This is a genomic window from Janibacter sp. CoH_79_TC_3 (assembly GCF_058197955.1).
In genome coordinates this window covers 1-14,705 of sequence record NZ_JBXWIV010000010.1, presented here as the reverse complement: position 1 = coordinate 14,705, position 14,705 = coordinate 1, and the positions used below count along the sequence as shown (strand labels likewise).

General features: G+C 41.9%; 13 protein-coding genes, 1 tRNA gene and 1 pseudogene. 3 read left to right on the top strand and 12 right to left on the bottom strand.

Features of this window, described 5'->3' with window-relative positions:
• Nucleotides 1–70: 70 nt before the first annotated feature.
• The 5 genes from AC2FA3_RS09510 to AC2FA3_RS09490 form a co-directional block, all read right to left on the bottom strand.
• Complete coding sequence (locus AC2FA3_RS09510; RefSeq protein WP_490509364.1) at nucleotides 71–472, bottom strand: lysozyme inhibitor LprI family protein; 402 nt, start codon at nucleotides 470–472, stop codon at nucleotides 71–73.
• Nucleotides 473–578: 106 nt separating this feature from the next.
• Complete coding sequence (gene queF, locus AC2FA3_RS09505; RefSeq protein WP_490509363.1) at nucleotides 579–1,436, bottom strand: NADPH-dependent 7-cyano-7-deazaguanine reductase QueF; 858 nt, start codon at nucleotides 1,434–1,436, stop codon at nucleotides 579–581.
• 75 nt (nucleotides 1,437–1,511) lie between these two features.
• Nucleotides 1,512–2,333 carry an ABC transporter permease gene (locus AC2FA3_RS09500; protein WP_490509362.1) on the bottom strand — a complete coding sequence of 274 codons (822 nt, stop codon included), beginning with the start codon at nucleotides 2,331–2,333 and terminating at the stop codon, nucleotides 1,512–1,514.
• The gene (locus tag AC2FA3_RS09495; RefSeq protein WP_201546332.1) at nucleotides 2,330–3,292 is read right to left on the bottom strand and encodes an ABC transporter ATP-binding protein; all 963 of its coding nucleotides are present in this window, start codon (nucleotides 3,290–3,292) and stop codon (nucleotides 2,330–2,332) included. The genes AC2FA3_RS09500 and AC2FA3_RS09495 overlap by 4 nt, the downstream gene beginning before the upstream one ends.
• Before the next feature lie 390 nt (nucleotides 3,293–3,682).
• Nucleotides 3,683–4,357 carry a c-type cytochrome gene (locus AC2FA3_RS09490; protein ID WP_490509361.1) on the bottom strand — a complete coding sequence of 225 codons (675 nt, stop codon included), beginning with the start codon at nucleotides 4,355–4,357 and terminating at the stop codon, nucleotides 3,683–3,685.
• 370 nt (nucleotides 4,358–4,727) lie between these two features.
• Between AC2FA3_RS09490 and AC2FA3_RS09485 the strand changes: the two genes are divergently transcribed.
• A tRNA-Arg gene (locus AC2FA3_RS09485) sits at nucleotides 4,728–4,804 on the top strand.
• Between the two features lie 163 nt (nucleotides 4,805–4,967).
• On the opposite strand, the gene AC2FA3_RS09480 is transcribed toward AC2FA3_RS09485, so the two are convergent.
• Entirely contained in the window at nucleotides 4,968–5,321 is a 354-nt protein-coding gene (locus AC2FA3_RS09480; protein WP_490509360.1) for a hypothetical protein, read from the bottom strand.
• A 47-nt stretch (nucleotides 5,322–5,368) separates the two neighbouring features.
• On the opposite strand from AC2FA3_RS09480, the pseudogene AC2FA3_RS09475 reads away from it, so the two are divergent.
• A pseudogene (locus AC2FA3_RS09475) lies at nucleotides 5,369–6,169 on the top strand (SIR2 family NAD-dependent protein deacylase).
• Between the two features lie 111 nt (nucleotides 6,170–6,280).
• On the opposite strand, the gene AC2FA3_RS09470 reads toward AC2FA3_RS09475, so the two are convergent.
• The 4 genes from AC2FA3_RS09470 to AC2FA3_RS09455 all read right to left on the bottom strand — a co-directional run bounded on the left by AC2FA3_RS09470 (nucleotide 6,281) and on the right by AC2FA3_RS09455 (nucleotide 10,079).
• Nucleotides 6,281–7,279, bottom strand: coding sequence for an adenosine deaminase (locus AC2FA3_RS09470; RefSeq protein WP_490509359.1), 999 nt, complete (start codon nucleotides 7,277–7,279; stop codon nucleotides 6,281–6,283).
• 227 nt (nucleotides 7,280–7,506) lie between these two features.
• A complete protein-coding gene (locus tag AC2FA3_RS09465) occupies nucleotides 7,507–8,031 on the bottom strand; it encodes a TPM domain-containing protein (protein WP_490509358.1) in 525 nt (174 codons plus the stop codon).
• Between the two features lie 77 nt (nucleotides 8,032–8,108).
• On the bottom strand, nucleotides 8,109–9,308 hold the full coding sequence (locus tag AC2FA3_RS09460; protein WP_490509357.1) for a TPM domain-containing protein: 1,200 nt from the start codon (nucleotides 9,306–9,308) through the stop codon (nucleotides 8,109–8,111).
• Between the two features lie 138 nt (nucleotides 9,309–9,446).
• Entirely contained in the window at nucleotides 9,447–10,079 is a 633-nt protein-coding gene (locus AC2FA3_RS09455; protein ID WP_201546325.1) for a LemA family protein, read from the bottom strand.
• Between the two features lie 931 nt (nucleotides 10,080–11,010).
• On the opposite strand from AC2FA3_RS09455, the gene AC2FA3_RS09450 reads away from it, so the two are divergent.
• Nucleotides 11,011–12,561 (top strand): alanine/glycine:cation symporter family protein, encoded by a 1,551-nt coding sequence (locus AC2FA3_RS09450; RefSeq protein ID WP_490509356.1) that lies wholly within the window; start codon nucleotides 11,011–11,013, stop codon nucleotides 12,559–12,561.
• A 231-nt stretch (nucleotides 12,562–12,792) separates the two neighbouring features.
• On the opposite strand, the gene AC2FA3_RS09445 is transcribed toward AC2FA3_RS09450, so the two are convergent.
• Both AC2FA3_RS09445 and AC2FA3_RS09440 read right to left on the bottom strand, forming a co-directional pair.
• On the bottom strand, nucleotides 12,793–13,401 hold the full coding sequence (locus tag AC2FA3_RS09445; RefSeq protein ID WP_490509355.1) for a fasciclin domain-containing protein: 609 nt from the start codon (nucleotides 13,399–13,401) through the stop codon (nucleotides 12,793–12,795).
• Nucleotides 13,402–13,801: 400 nt separating this feature from the next.
• Nucleotides 13,802–14,356 (bottom strand): fasciclin domain-containing protein, encoded by a 555-nt coding sequence (locus AC2FA3_RS09440; RefSeq protein ID WP_201611135.1) that lies wholly within the window; start codon nucleotides 14,354–14,356, stop codon nucleotides 13,802–13,804.
• Nucleotides 14,357–14,705 lie beyond the last annotated feature (349 nt).

Below are 14,705 nucleotides of genomic sequence, written 5' to 3'. Positions count from 1 at the left end.
TAAAAACTATGCCATAAAAAGCGCCTATCTCATTAAATGAAATAGGCGCTTTTTTTATGTCTAAAATAAACTACTTAATATTATATTTCTTAGCAAGGGCTTTACTGCGTTTCTGTGTCTCATTAGCGGTGCAAACATTAGCGCTAATCTGGGCGTACACCACAGAATTATTCATTGGACCGTCATATCCAAAGTCACACTTCTGATTGCGGGTCTTTAACCATACGAGCTGTTCTTTATCCAAGCGCTGTTGCTGTGTCGTATTCAAAGTACGATAAACACTCTGATAAATTTTATTAAGACGGTTTTTTTCGACTATAATTGCATTGTTACCACAATCATAAGCCTTTTCCATATACGCATTTTCACAGTTATATTGATTTTCCACAAATGCAGCCTGTACTAACTGCAAGGTAGAAAGAGACAAAATAGCAGTCCCTAGAGCGGTTAAAAAGCCAGTTTTTAACTTCATAGCTGCATCTCAATATTAATGAAATAAGGTTTATTGAGTATAGAAAAGAACGCTCATCTATTAAAGCTAAAAATCTTAATTATTCAACATAATAGTGAACATTCATTTACTGCCGAATCAAGCGACTTGGTTTAGGTAGCAAGGTTATATCACTGACACGGCAAGGATTGATATCGATACCGCCACGGCGCGTATACCAAGCTCTAACCATCAGCTCACTTGGCTGATAATATTGACTTAAATCAGCAAATATCTGCTCAACGCATTGCTCATGAAAGCCATTATGCTGACGGAAACTTAAGATATAACGTAGCATGCTCGCTTCATCGACTGCCTTGTTACTGGTAATAGAAACCGCCAACGTGCCCCAATCTGGCTGGTTGGTCACCGGACAATTACTGCGTAGCAGGTTAGAATAAAAGCTAAAAATCTTGCCAACTTCTTTTTTAGAACCTACTGAATCACTTACTAATAATGACGCATCAGGGTGTTCCGTTAGCGCTACTCTCTCCCCTCTATTTGCAAGTGCCTCATCAATACAGACACCATCAGGCTGTGCAATGAGCAGCCCTGACGTGTCATTCTCTAAGCTGAATAACTCAACCTCTACTGCTGCTTGTACGCACGCCGATAAATCTTTAGCAATCAGCGTTTGCACCTCTGACCAGTCGGCGAACTCAGTAAAGTTGATGCTATTTAAATAAAGCTTAAGTGATTTAGATTCGACGATAAATGGCGAGCTTGCCGGAATACCGAAACGCGCAATAGCCACTTGCGAAACACCTTGCGTATTTAACCAAGACATCTCGAATGCCTGCCACCAGTCAATACCAACCTTTAGCTTGTCGGCTTGCCAGCCAATAACGTCTCGCCCCATACTACGGGCAATTGGATATAACGTTTCTGGACTATATTCAGTTGGATAATCGGTAGTTTTCTCGCCTAAAATACCGTGAATACTCATTGGCACTTCCTAATATTAAACATTAAAACATTTTAAATAACCGCTCAATCACTATAATAATTGAAGCGATCAGCACTACAAACGAATATGTGAACCATCACTTAATAAGCGATAAGAGATAACATAAAACACCACACAAAATACAAAAATCGCTACCATCGAATACCACACATTGACATCCGAATAGCCAAGGATACCGAAACGGAAGGCGTTTACCATATAGACGATAGGATTGAGCAAGGAGACGTTATACCAAAATGAAGATAAGTTCTCCATCGAATAAAACACCCCACCAAGAAAGGTCAACGGTGTCAGTACGAAACTTGGAATAATAGTGATGTCATCAAATGAGCGTGCATAAGCGGCGTTAATAAAACCGCCAAGTGAGAACAGAATAGACGTTCCCAATACCGTAAATATCGTAACAAATAAATGCTCGATACCCAGCTTAGTAAAGAATAGGGCAACGATAGAAACAATAAGGGCAATAATTAGACCACGGAAAATACCACCGCCGATGTAACCCATTAATATGGCGTGTTTAGAGACTGGAGACACTAATAGCTCTTCAATACTGGCGGTAAATTTAGCACTAAAAAAGCTCGATACCACGTTAGAGTAACTATTGGTAATCACCGCCATCATGATGAGACCCGGCACGATAAACTGCATGTACGGCACACCGCCCATGTCCCCCACTCGCGAGCCAATCATCTTACCAAAGATGATAAAGTATAAAGCCATAGTAATGACCGGTGGCAATAAGGTTTGTGGCCAGATACGCAGAATGCGACGAATCTCTTTTACCAAGATAGTTTGAAAAGCAATCCACTTTTTGGCGCTAGACATCGTCTTATTAGGATCAATAGTAATTTCATGAGTGACGTCCTGTTTCATAATCCTGCCTCCTTCATACTGTCCTCATTCTGAATATTTTTATCCACCAACCGCATAAATAATTCTTCTAGGCGGTTAGACTTATTGCGCATGCTTGCAACCTTAATATCAAGTTTAGTCAGTTGCTCAAAAACACAATTGAGCGTCTCTCCTTCACTCAACGTCACTTCGACCGTTAGCTCATCGGGCTGGGTAATCTTTGTTACCTTATCAATGAGTAAAGGCTGGGTAAGCGGCTTAGTCAAATCCAACACAAAGGTCTCAACCGACAGCTGCGCCAGTAAATCTTTCATCTCAGTATTAATCCGAATCTCACCGTGATCCAAAATTGCAATGCGCTTACACAGCTGCTCAGCCTCTTCTAGATAATGCGTGGTGAGAATTATTGTAGTCTTTTCTTCGATATTAATTTGCTGCATGAATTCCCACATCGAGCGGCGCAGTTCAATATCTACGCCAGCAGTAGGCTCATCAAGAATTAATAATTTGGGCTTATGAATCAGCGCACGCGCAATCATAAGGCGGCGCTTCATACCACCCGACAGCTCACGCGACTTACTATCACGCTTATCCCAAAGACCCAATGCTTTTAGTAAGCGCTCAGCACGTGGCTTTGACTCTTTGGCAGGTATACCAAAGTAACCCGCCTGCGTTATCAGAATATCTTCGACTTTTTCAAACTGATTAAAATTGAACTCTTGCGGCACCACACCTAAGTATTGCTTGGCAACTGAAGGATTGGCTAATAGGTCAACACCAAAAATATTTACACTACCGCTGGTTGGCCTAAATAACGAGCTAATAATACCAATCATCGTCGATTTACCAGCCCCGTTTGGCCCTAGTAACGCAAAAAATCCACCTTGTGGCACCGTTAAACTGACATCTTTTAATGCCGAAAACCCGTTATCATAAGTTTTGGATAAGTTCTGGATAGATAGCGCTGGTACTTCAGACATGAATACCTCTTTATTAGTGATTTATCTATAAAAGAATATAAAAAGTGAGTTGAGCAAATTAATTTTTCTGACCATTGCTCTCGTTTCTTGATGTGAGGCTAGTACAGGCAGATTTCAACGCTAGTATGGCATAACGACTACATAACCATAATATTAACGATATTAATAATATCAATCATCAGCCATAAAAAAAACGCCTACCTCATTAAATGAAATAGGCGCTTTATAAGCTGACTATATATAAACGCTATTTAAAACATTTATATTTGAAAACAAGCTAAAGAATATTACGTTGAGTTTAAACTGCTGAGCAGAATAATGATAAAAAAGCAAAATAGGGGACGATAACTATTTTATCGTCTCTTGTTCTGCTATATATGAATCGGCTAATTAGCTCGCTTCACCAACCATATAATCAACTGCGCTTTGTACTTCTTCATCAGGAATATCTGCGCCGCCTTTGGCAGGCATGGCATTGAAGCCGTTAATAGCATGGGTATACAAAGTCTCTTTACCTTTTGCGATACGAGGTCCCCAAGCACCAGCATCACCTAACATAGGCGAGCCAAGTAAGCCTGACGCGTGACAAGTCTGGCAGACAGCACTATAAACGGCTTTACCATCACGAGGACCATCGCCCGCTGATGGGCCAGCAGAACGTGCGGTCACGTCACAGACTTCATCGTCTTCAAAGCATACTTTAGCGACAGGCTGGATACGGGCAATCAAGTTAGGATACAAAGCAATCAGCTTTTGTACTTGCGGTGTGTCCTCTGGAATTGGCTCTTCAGCAGCAGGTGCTGCAGCGGCCGTTGCTTCAGCTGGCGCATCTGTAGCGGTTGCGTCTGCTTGCGCAGTTTCATCAGTAGCTGTAGCGCTATCTGTGGTATCTGCAGCCGCTTGGGTATCGTCACCTAACTTTTGCGGTGCGTTTTCGACAACGTCTTGCCCTTCTGCGACATCAGATACGGTTACAGGCGTGTCTACAACACTTTCGGCTTGGCTCACAGCGATACTAGCGATTCCTAGAATGGCAGCTGCCGATAACATAACTACTTTTCTCATTCGTCACGTTCTCTTATTGCGTATACAAGGGCCAACACAGCTTAGACATTCTGTCTGTCCTCCTTTGACAACCAAACAGTTATCAATAGCAAACAGCCATCCTGCATGCAGGCGCGCTTGTAATCGGTGATTATAAATATGGATTCTCCCTGACATTATAAGGGAAAAGACAGGTAGATTGCCATGCCTGTTTACCGACTATGGTGTTTTTTCTTAAAAAACCTCAATAGCGGCCTTCATTCATTGGCTTTATGGCTTTTATTTGTTAGACTAAGCGGTCTTAATTTTACACGCCTTGTAGTTCTAACTGCGACTGATTACATTCATTTATATTCAGTGTTAATTGGTTTGGCGGTAGTCGATAAATTATGCGCTCGTAGCTCAGTTGGATAGAGTATCGGTCTCCGAAGCCGAGGGTCGTGGGTTCGATTCCCGCCGAGCGCACCAATCACCATAATCAGTACTCTTTTACCTTTCTCTACTCCTACTCATCATCTCTATAACACTTTAACAGCAACGCTTGGCGTTCTTAAATGCTGCGTATAACTGTGCGCTAACATCTATGAAATGTTGTACATAGAGTTGTTAAATTTACTCAATTTATATAACCCTATTCTGCATCTTGTAAATTTGCCGTTAATTGGGCGCCGCTAGGTACACGGTGGTAATTAATCACGGGTACGTCACCCAAACGGCGCTGACCGGCGGCAATCTTTTTATCAATCGTAATCATAGCAATTTTTTTATCTTGCTTACTGATAAGCAAATGATTGGTTTTACGGTTGACACGATAGTCAGGAAAATACTGCTGCACCAGAGCTGAGGTTTTTTGCAACGCATCATTTATCGGTGTTTTCGTGCGTTGTGACTTTAGCCTGTGCTTATCAGTAGCTTTAGGTGCGCGCGCTTTTGCTAACAACCATAGTCCGGCAACCACCGCGAGCAATATGACAAGCCACCACATTCCATCTATCATAGAAGTCTATATCCATCGTTAATAAGGGTTAGGTCATGTTAGCAGAATTATCAGCAGCGTTAATAGCAGAAGTCGAACGTGCTGCCAAACTACTGGGCGCAAAACAGCATATTTGTATTTTAACAGGCGCAGGAATTTCCGCCGAAAGCGGTATCCCCACTTTTCGAGATAAGCAAACAGGCTTATGGGAAAATTATGGTGCTGAAGAATTGGCGACACCAGAGGCTTTTACGCGCGACCCAAAGCTGGTTTGATCATGGTATCAGTGGCGCAGACAAGTGGTTGCGGATAAAAAACCGAACCCTGCCCATGATGCCTTAGAGCAGTGGCAGTATCATACTCAATCATCTGGTCAGAAAGTAACGCTTATTACCCAAAATGTCGATGACTTGCATGAACAAGCTGGCAGTACGGCAACCCATCTGCATGGGCATTTATGGCGTAATCGTTGTAGCCAATGCGATGCGCCCTATCAAAAGCAATCTAGAGGCTCATATAGCAGCGCTGACACTATGGATTATAGCGACGCACTGATTAGCTGCTCGCATTGTGATGGTTATATCAGACCTGATATCGTATGGTTTGGCGAAGCGTTACCTGTGCAAGCATGGCAGACGGCAGAACAAGCAGCGGCTCATTGTGAAGTGTTTATCAGTATTGGCACATCAAGTCTCGTCTACCCTGCTGCTGGGCTGGCGCAATTAGCAAAGCATAATGGTGCCAAAATCATCGAGATAAATCCAAATCCGGCACCCAATACTATCGTTGATATTACCTTGGCGGAAAAAGCAGGCATAATCATGCCGCTACTAATCCAAAAAATCACTGCGCTATAGTGGATTTATCCTAAAAATAATAGTAGGTAGCAAAAAAAAGCTTAACGATTTATAACCGTTAAGCCTTTATAATTAATAATGTATGCAATCAGCGCTTTTTTCAGTCAGTACTTATTGTAGCGCAAGATCAACCTTCGCTAAGTAAGCTTCTTTTAATTCATCATCTATAAATGAAGATCTAAAAGAATTCTTTACCAGAGTAACAATATCGCCTTCCGTTAACGGCAGGTTTTCACATAGATTGATAAAGTTTTGATTGATATAGCCTTTGAAATAAGCAGGATCGTCGGAGTTGACGCTGACATTAAGACCATAATCTAATAGCGCTTTGATATTATGCGCTTGATAACTATCAAAAACTTTGAGCTCAATATTAGAATTTGGGCAAACCGTCAGCGGCATTTGCTCCTCTTTTAAGCGTTGCATTAATGCGGCACTTTTTATCGATTGCACTCCGTGATCGATTCGATTGATATCCAATAGATCTAACGCTTCATAAATATACGAAAAATCGGCTTCTTCACCAGCATGAGCGACCAATTTGAAGCCCGCTTCTTTTGCCTTTTTAAAGACTTCTCTAAACTTGGCAGGAGGGTTACCCAACTCCGAAGAATCCAGACCAACCCCGATAATGTCGTCTTTAAACGCTAGCGCTTGTTCTAAAGTCGCAAACGCCTCTTCTTGCGATAAATGGCGCAAAAAACACATGATAATACAAGAAGTAATGCCATATTGTGCTTTAGCATCTGCGAGCGCTTCTTTGATACCCGTAATAACCGTTTCAAAAGGCACACCTCTTGCGGTATGCGTTTGCGGGTCAAAAAATATCTCAGTATGAATGACATTGTCTTGCACACACTTGAGAATATATTCCCATGTCAAATCATAAAAATCATCTTTGGTAATCAGGACATTGGCACCCGCATAGTAGATATCTAAAAAGGTTTGCAGATTGGTAAAATTATAGGCGCGGCGCACGTCTTCGATATCATTATAAGGGATGGCGATATTATTCTTTTTTGCCAATCTAAACATCAGTTCTGGCTCTAATGAGCCTTCAATATGCAAATGTAGCTCTGCTTTTGGCAGTTTCTTTATTAATTCAATCATAGTATTCCAGTGAGGGCATTTATTAAGCGCTCCATTTGTCGGCACGCTCTATTTTTAGAGGCAGTATTATATTTCAATTAACCATAAAACCCTATAGACAAACACCAAACCCTTTATGCTAGTTGTAAATACACTTTTATAAAGATTGTTAGATAAAGACCATTCAAAAGACAAATATTAGAACACTATTTTAAAATCACAACTTTAAAGCCCCAATTTTAAAGTCGTTATTTTAAAAATACCACGGTATCAGACAGCTCGTTACCGGCAGGATCATGTTCAAGGTGATAGTACTGACGCAATAACTGGCCTACCTCATCCAGTAGTTCTAATAAACTTTCTTCAGTTTTTTGATTGGCGATACCTGAGACCGCTTTTTCACACATAGCGCTCCACACGGTCGGACTCACGTGCGTGCTGATACCGCGATCAGCGACTATTTCTAGCTTATGCTCGCAGATATTGACGTAAATCAAAACGCCGGTATTTTCTTCAGTATCCCAAACGCGATATTCACTAAACAAATCAATTGCCCGATCGCGACAGTCAAGAAAATAGGCATCTTGGATAGGTAAGTGATTTTCTATAATTAAAAACACCTCACCGCGATGCCCACGCTCAGCCAACGTCACCTGCTCTGTTAGCCGCGCTTTAGCGGCGGGCGTTAGCCATTTGCTATGCAGCATAGGGACAAACAGTACTTGACGCCACCAACGAGCAAAACTTGCCTGCGACGAATTGCTTTTTACCATTATATTATTTCCTCAAGTACGCCATTGCTGGCAGTCATCTAATGTCTGAACCTGACTTTCCCTTATCAAAACCGCCTTTACCAAGAACCGCCCGCGCCGCCGCCGCCAAAGCCGCCGCCACCTCCACCGAAGCCGCCGCCACCAAAACCACCGCCGCCGAAGCCGCCACTACCACCGCCCATACCCGGTAAGAACACCATACCACCACCGCCGCCGCGTCCTCCACGACCACCGCGCCCGCCACCTGAGCCGCGCGAAATTAAAAACAGCCATAAAAATATCGCCATAATTAAAGTCATAAAGAAACCGCCGCCCAAGGCCAGCGAGCCTACAAAGAAGCCGCCAGCGGTCAAAATAGAGCCAAATATACGCCCAAAGATACTGGTAATAAAGCTGCCAAATATCATCGCCATCACGAATAAAAACACTGGTGATGGACTGTCACCAATGTCATTTTGGCTCTGACTACGTTCGGCTGCTTGCGCATCGGCACGCGCTAAAACTTCAGGATCAGCGGTCAAACGTGTTTGCAGAGCGCCAACGCCCGCCAATATCCCAGCGCCGTAATTATTTTGCTTAAATAGCGGCGTAATATCTTCACGAATAATGCGGTTAACCGCAGAATCGGGCAACACCCCTTCTAACCCATAACCCGTTAAAATATACATATCGCGATCATTAACGGCAACCACCATTAGCAAACCATCGTCGATATCTTTATTACCTAGCTGCCATTTTTCTGCAACCTTTAGCGCATAATCAAAGATTGGCACGCCATTGGTCGTCGGTACAATAACAACTGCGGCTTGCGCCAAGCCTTGCTGATAGATACTTCTTAGCTGCGCCTCTAAGCGTTGTTTTTCTTGCGGGTTTAAGATATTGGCTTGGTCAATAACGGGTGAATTTAATATGAGTTTATCGGCATCGACACTTTGGGCGCTTGATTGTACCGGTGGTCGATTAGAGTTTGGCGAGGTAGTCGTATTATTATTAGAATTAGTAGCATTGGGATTAATAGCATCATTGCCAAGGATAGCTTCATTAATCGCTTCGTTACCTAAGACGGCATCGTTAATGGCTTCGTTAGACTCGGCAGCTTTTGCAATAGCCACCAAATCCTCGACACTACGACTTTGCATATCTGAGGCGCTATCGCTAGCAACCGCAATATTATCGTTAACACTGCCATCGGCATTAGGCGCAGCATGCAACAGCGAGCCACTAGCGATAGTTAGTGTCAATAATAATGCTGGTAAGAGTGCTTTTGAATGAATCATCTAATCTATACCACCTCAAATAACATCTGGACTAAATTAATGGCTGCAAAACCAAGCTAACGGCAAAGCGACGGATATGAAAGCGTTCAATAGAAAAACTCACTATAAACACTCATTTTTATCCGCCACGATTTCACTTTACTGAGCTGTCTTCGTATTGTCATCACCAAAGTTTACGCTTGGTGCAGTCGATATCTCTTTTTCATTGGCAACGCTAAAGTTTGGCTTTGGCGACATACCAAATACTTTGGCGGTAATATTGGTTGGGAACTGGCGCACTGTGGTGTTATAGCCTTGAACTTCTTGAATATAACGGTTACGCGCGACGGCGATACGGTTTTCCGTACCTTCAAGCTGAGCCTGTAAGTCTTGGAATAACGCATCTGACTTTAGGTCAGGATAACGCTCAGATACTGCCATAAGGCGTGATAACGCGCCAGTCATCTGATCTTGGGCGGCAGCATAACGCTCCATCGCTTCAGGGTCATTGAGCAGCTCTGGAGTGATGGTGATACCGCCAGCTTGTGAGCGCGCGGCAGCAACTTGGGTAAAGACCTCTTGTTCTTGCTTAGCATATTGCTGTACGACTTTGACTAAGTTTGGTACTAAGTCCGAGCGGCGCTGATATTGGTTGACAACTTCTGACCACGAAGCGGTGACCTGCTCATCTTGCGCCTGTAGATTGTTATAACCACAGCCGCTCAAACCAACGGTAGAAGTGGCTAATACGGCTGATAGCAACATAGGTTTTACAAAAGATTTACGCGTCATCGTTGACTCTCCTAAAATGATAAATAAGACGTTTTTTAAATGGCTTTTTAATCCGACACATTTATATAAACTTATATTTTGTACGCTACAAATGTGTCGCTTACTATACATTGTGCTAATAATGGCGCTATCAGGTTACTTTTACAATTCATCGTTACCAAAACACAACCGCAAAGCGCGGCTTTTAGTAAAGACGTCAGTACATTTTTATAAATTTATTGATTGGCAAATAATGATGAAGTCTGAATAAGTGCTCAAAAAATCACTAAAACATTGGGTTAGATACGAGAGTCTATCGGTCTTTATCATAATTTAAAAGCGACCGAACACTGAGTTATGAACGTCCTGATAAAGAAAATTCTAGTAATTAGCTAAAAAATATGGCAAATTGCAGTTACGTAGCTGTACGGTTTGAATACATTTGGTAGTGGACTTATAACCTGTTTGATACTAGCAAGTCGTCAATACCTCATTAAAAAGGCCTGATAGATGCATGCAGGTTGCTTTATTACCCTACTACTATGCAAGTGTAGTCAGCTGATATGACTCATAAAAAGTTAAGTACCATCCTCTCAATGACTGAGGCGATGGCTATTTATATGAACTATAACCGCCTGTTTTATCCGCTGGTCTATTTATAACTGCTCTGCCTTATAATCAATATGTCGCTTATGACATTTATGATGATGTATAGACAAGCGGTTGCCTACGATTAATAAGGCTAATAATACAAGCGGATAAAAACAGACAACTACAGTCCATTCTTGGTGGCTAAGCGCGTATGAAACTTAAACAAGACGAAAGATTAACGACTATGTTTAAGTGCATGCAGATTATTTGAGGGGTTTGCTTTAATAAGGATATTAAATAGCAAACTTACTTTTAGCATCATCATATATAGCCACTTTGAGACAGTACTAGGAATATACATATGGAAGGTTTAGTCAATTTAGTAAACGGAATTATCTGGAGCCCAGCACTGATTTATTTATGCTTGGGTGCAGGTTTATTTTATTCCATCATGACGCGCTTTGTACAAGTACGTTTATTTGGTGAGATGATCAGCTTATTGTTTAAAGGTAAGTCGAGTGCACAGGGTATTTCATCATTTCAGGCACTTGCCGTATCCTTAGCAGGTCGTGTGGGCATGGGGAATATCGCAGGGGTAGCTGCAGCTATCGGCTTCGGTGGTCCTGGTGCTGTATTTTGGATGTGGATTGTGGCTTTTTTAGGCGCATCTACTGCTTATGTCGAGTCAACTCTGGCGCAGATTTATAAAGAAAAAGACGTCATCACTGGCGAATATCGCGGTGGTCCGGCTTATTACTTTGAACGTGCGCTTGGTCAAAAATGGTACGGTATACTTTTCGCAATCGCTTCTATTTTATCATGTGGTATGTTCTTACCTGGTGTACAGGCGAATGGCGTTATTAGTGCTTTTGCCCAAGTCATGGGTGAAGGAACTATCATGAATGTGGCAGGATTAGAAGTCGGCTCTATGCGTCTGGTCGGTCTTGCTATCATTTTGGTAATCTTAGGTATCATCATCTTCGGTGGTATCAAACGTATTGCAACCTTTACTGAGTACGCCGTTCCATTTATGGCAATCGGTTATATTTTGTTAGCTTTAATTATCATGTTCAGTAACTTCAGTTTGATCCCAGATGTATTTGGTTTGATCATCGGTGATGCCTTTACTGCGCAAGCTGGTTTTGGTGCCGCCATTGGTTGGGGTGTAAAACGTGGTATTTACTCTAACGAAGCAGGTCAAGGTACCGGTCCTCACGCTGCTGCTGCTGCTGAAGTTGAGCATCCATCACAGCAAGGTTTGGTACAAGCATTCTCAGTTTACGTTGATACATTACTGGTTTGTTCTGCTACCGCATTTATGATTTTATCTACTGGCATGTATAACATTCAAGGTACGCTACCTGAAGGTCAGTTCATTCTACAAAATGTAGCTGCTGCTACTGAAATTAACTCACCTGCCTTTACCCAAATGGCAATGGAATCAGTATACGGTACTTTTGGTAATGTCTTTATCGCAATCGCTGTGTTCTTCTTTGCCTTTACCACCATCTTGGCTTACTACTATATTGCTGAAGTTAACGTTACTTATCTAACACGCTTTATCGGTCGCGGTGCTCATAAAACAGGTCTTTTCTTAGCTAAAGTTTTAATCATGGTGATGGTTGCCTACGGTGGTCTTAACTCAGCAGGCTATGTTTGGGCTATTGGTGATATCGGTGTTGGTCTTATGGCTTGGCTCAATATCGTTGGTATTTTGGTCATCTTCTTCGTGGCGCGTCCAACGCTTACCATGCTTAGAGATTACGAAGCACAACGTAAAGCTGGCGTGAAACACTACACTTTTGATCCAGCGAAATTTGGTATCAAAAACGCCACGTATTGGGAAGAGCGTCATCTAAAACAGCAACAAAGAATGGCAGCACAAGATCCACTACATAAAGAGCGTCTATAATCTACTCAACTGTAGTGTTATCTAAGCAGCATCGATGACATTGATACTATTGCATTGATAACATCGATAAAAACAAAAAGCCCGAGGCTAGAGTCTCGGGCTTTTTTATGGGCGTAAATGACTCATAAAGATAGCGATATATTTTGCGATAAGTTAGTAGTCACAAAAAAGCCTAGCTCAGTGGCTAGGCTTTTTATATTGTTAACTATCAACATTTTTGATGATTAAGCCTTATTTAGGCAATAAGACCGTATCGATTACATGTACTACACCGTTGGTTGCCATCATATCAGTTCCAGTGATGTTTGCTGTATTACCACTTGCATCAGTAATAACGTTAGCATCACTGATCATGATGGTTTGACCGTTAACGGTTTCAATAGCTGTATTATAAGGAATATCAGCGGCTTTCACTACCATAGGAACAACATGGTACGGTAGTACACTTTTTAGCAAATCAGTATTAGCCAACAACTCTTCTTTGGTCACGTTCAATTTAGTCAATACCGCAGCAAATGCTTCGTCAGTAGGTGCAAAGACAGTATATGTGCCTGCGTCCATCATCATCGTATCAAGACCAGCAGCTTTCAATGCAGCAGTTAGTATTGATAAATCTGGGTTGGCGGCAGCCATTTCAGCAATACTTTGGGTCGCTGCAGCTTCAGGCATAGGTGCTGCATCAGCTTCTGCGACTGCTTCAGGAGCAACTTCTGGCTCTACGACCACATCAGTGGTTGCTGCTGGCTCAACTGGCTCAGTAACGGCTTCTTTATCGTTACAGGCTGCTAACGACATAGCAGCGGTAACAACGGCGATAGATAACAAATTCTTTTTTAACATAGGGCATTCCTTTGAGATAACTGGTTTATGGATGGAGCTATTTAGGTTTAAAGCTTTATGAAAGGACAGTCTTGGTAAACGAGTAACACATTAATTACTATGGTTCAACGCCTATCATCTTAGCTGATTATTTTTTACTTAGTGCTTACTTAGGTAGCAACACTGTATCGATCACGTATAGCGCACCGGCGCTAGCTTAAAGAATCGTTAGCTTAAAGAATCACCAGCTTAACGACCAATCTCGGCTTATAGGCTATTAATGGTTTATGTACTATTAACTGCTTATATCTTATATGACCTTGAATACTACCTAAGTGAGTAAGGTATAAAATGCTTTATCACAGTTATGCTATTTATTCTTGTGCTGTTTATTTATTCAACAGCTTTAAGTAAAAGCACCTTATTTAGGCAACAGCACTCTATCAATCACATGTACCACGCCATTACTCGCCGCGATATCTGTTTTTAGAATCTTGGTTGTACGACCATTTTCATCCAGTAATCTGCCTTGTGGCGTGATCACTAGCGTGTCATTACTAAGCATGGTGTAATTACCAGGTCTGACGTGTTTTTGATAAACAGGCGTATTACCTTTTAGCACATGATAAGTCAGGATTTTAGTCAATAATGGCTTATTGGCAAACAGCTCAGCTTTGCTCATGCCCGTTTCTTGCAATACCTGTACAAAGGCTGCGTTGGTTGGCGCAAGTACGGTATAGCTGGCACTGGTATCAGATAACGCGCCTGCCAAATCAGCGGCGACTACTGCTTCAACCAATAGAGAAAAATCAGGGTTGCTCTGGGCAATTTGTACTACGTTCATACTGGCCATAGGTTGGCTTTGCATTGGCGCTTTTGTGACCGGAGTTTTGGTTGGCATCATATTATTACAAGCGCTAAGACCTGCAATTGAAAGTGCTAAGGTGCCAAGAGTGGCGATTTTGATCAGTTTCATAACATTGTCCTTAATGATTAAATGACTACAATTTATTGATTTTTTATCACGGCCTTACGGTCAGATTGTCTTTCCTTAGAACCCTTGCTTATACCGTTATTCATTTCTAATTGTTAATCACTCACAAATAAAAATCATTAACAGTTACTAATAAGCATTGCTTATGAAACGTCAATCCTTCTGAATTTAAATTAACATATAGGAAGACATTATAAATTTACGTTTACGCTACTTTTTGTAGCGCACGTGTAAATTAAAGTGGTTTAATAAACTAGGGCGTGTCATCAATTAAGCCAAACGACACAAGAAACTAGATGAACCGCACTTAAGAAATGACAGGCTAACTTGT

What these genes read in the sequence shown, in the direction of transcription:
- AC2FA3_RS09445 (WP_490509355.1), bottom strand. Translation starts at nt 13,401, where the DNA reads ATGTTAAAAAAGAATTTGTTATCTATCGCCGTTGTTACCGCTGCTATG.
- AC2FA3_RS09450 (WP_490509356.1), top strand. Translation starts at nt 11,011, where the DNA reads ATGGAAGGTTTAGTCAATTTAGTAAACGGAATTATCTGGAGCCCAGCA.
- AC2FA3_RS09500 (WP_490509362.1), bottom strand. Translation starts at nt 2,333, where the DNA reads ATGAAACAGGACGTCACTCATGAAATTACTATTGATCCTAATAAGACG.
- AC2FA3_RS09490 (WP_490509361.1), bottom strand. Translation starts at nt 4,357, where the DNA reads ATGAGAAAAGTAGTTATGTTATCGGCAGCTGCCATTCTAGGAATCGCT.
- queF (WP_490509363.1), bottom strand. Translation starts at nt 1,436, where the DNA reads ATGAGTATTCACGGTATTTTAGGCGAGAAAACTACCGATTATCCAACT.
- AC2FA3_RS09440 (WP_201611135.1), bottom strand. Translation starts at nt 14,356, where the DNA reads ATGAAACTGATCAAAATCGCCACTCTTGGCACCTTAGCACTTTCAATT.
- AC2FA3_RS09510 (WP_490509364.1), bottom strand. Translation starts at nt 472, where the DNA reads ATGAAGTTAAAAACTGGCTTTTTAACCGCTCTAGGGACTGCTATTTTG.
- AC2FA3_RS09495 (WP_201546332.1), bottom strand. Translation starts at nt 3,292, where the DNA reads ATGTCTGAAGTACCAGCGCTATCTATCCAGAACTTATCCAAAACTTAT.
- AC2FA3_RS09470 (WP_490509359.1), bottom strand. Translation starts at nt 7,279, where the DNA reads ATGATTGAATTAATAAAGAAACTGCCAAAAGCAGAGCTACATTTGCAT.
- AC2FA3_RS09460 (WP_490509357.1), bottom strand. Translation starts at nt 9,308, where the DNA reads ATGATTCATTCAAAAGCACTCTTACCAGCATTATTATTGACACTAACT.
- AC2FA3_RS09455 (WP_201546325.1), bottom strand. Translation starts at nt 10,079, where the DNA reads ATGACGCGTAAATCTTTTGTAAAACCTATGTTGCTATCAGCCGTATTA.
- AC2FA3_RS09480 (WP_490509360.1), bottom strand. Translation starts at nt 5,321, where the DNA reads ATGTGGTGGCTTGTCATATTGCTCGCGGTGGTTGCCGGACTATGGTTG.
- AC2FA3_RS09465 (WP_490509358.1), bottom strand. Translation starts at nt 8,031, where the DNA reads ATGGTAAAAAGCAATTCGTCGCAGGCAAGTTTTGCTCGTTGGTGGCGT.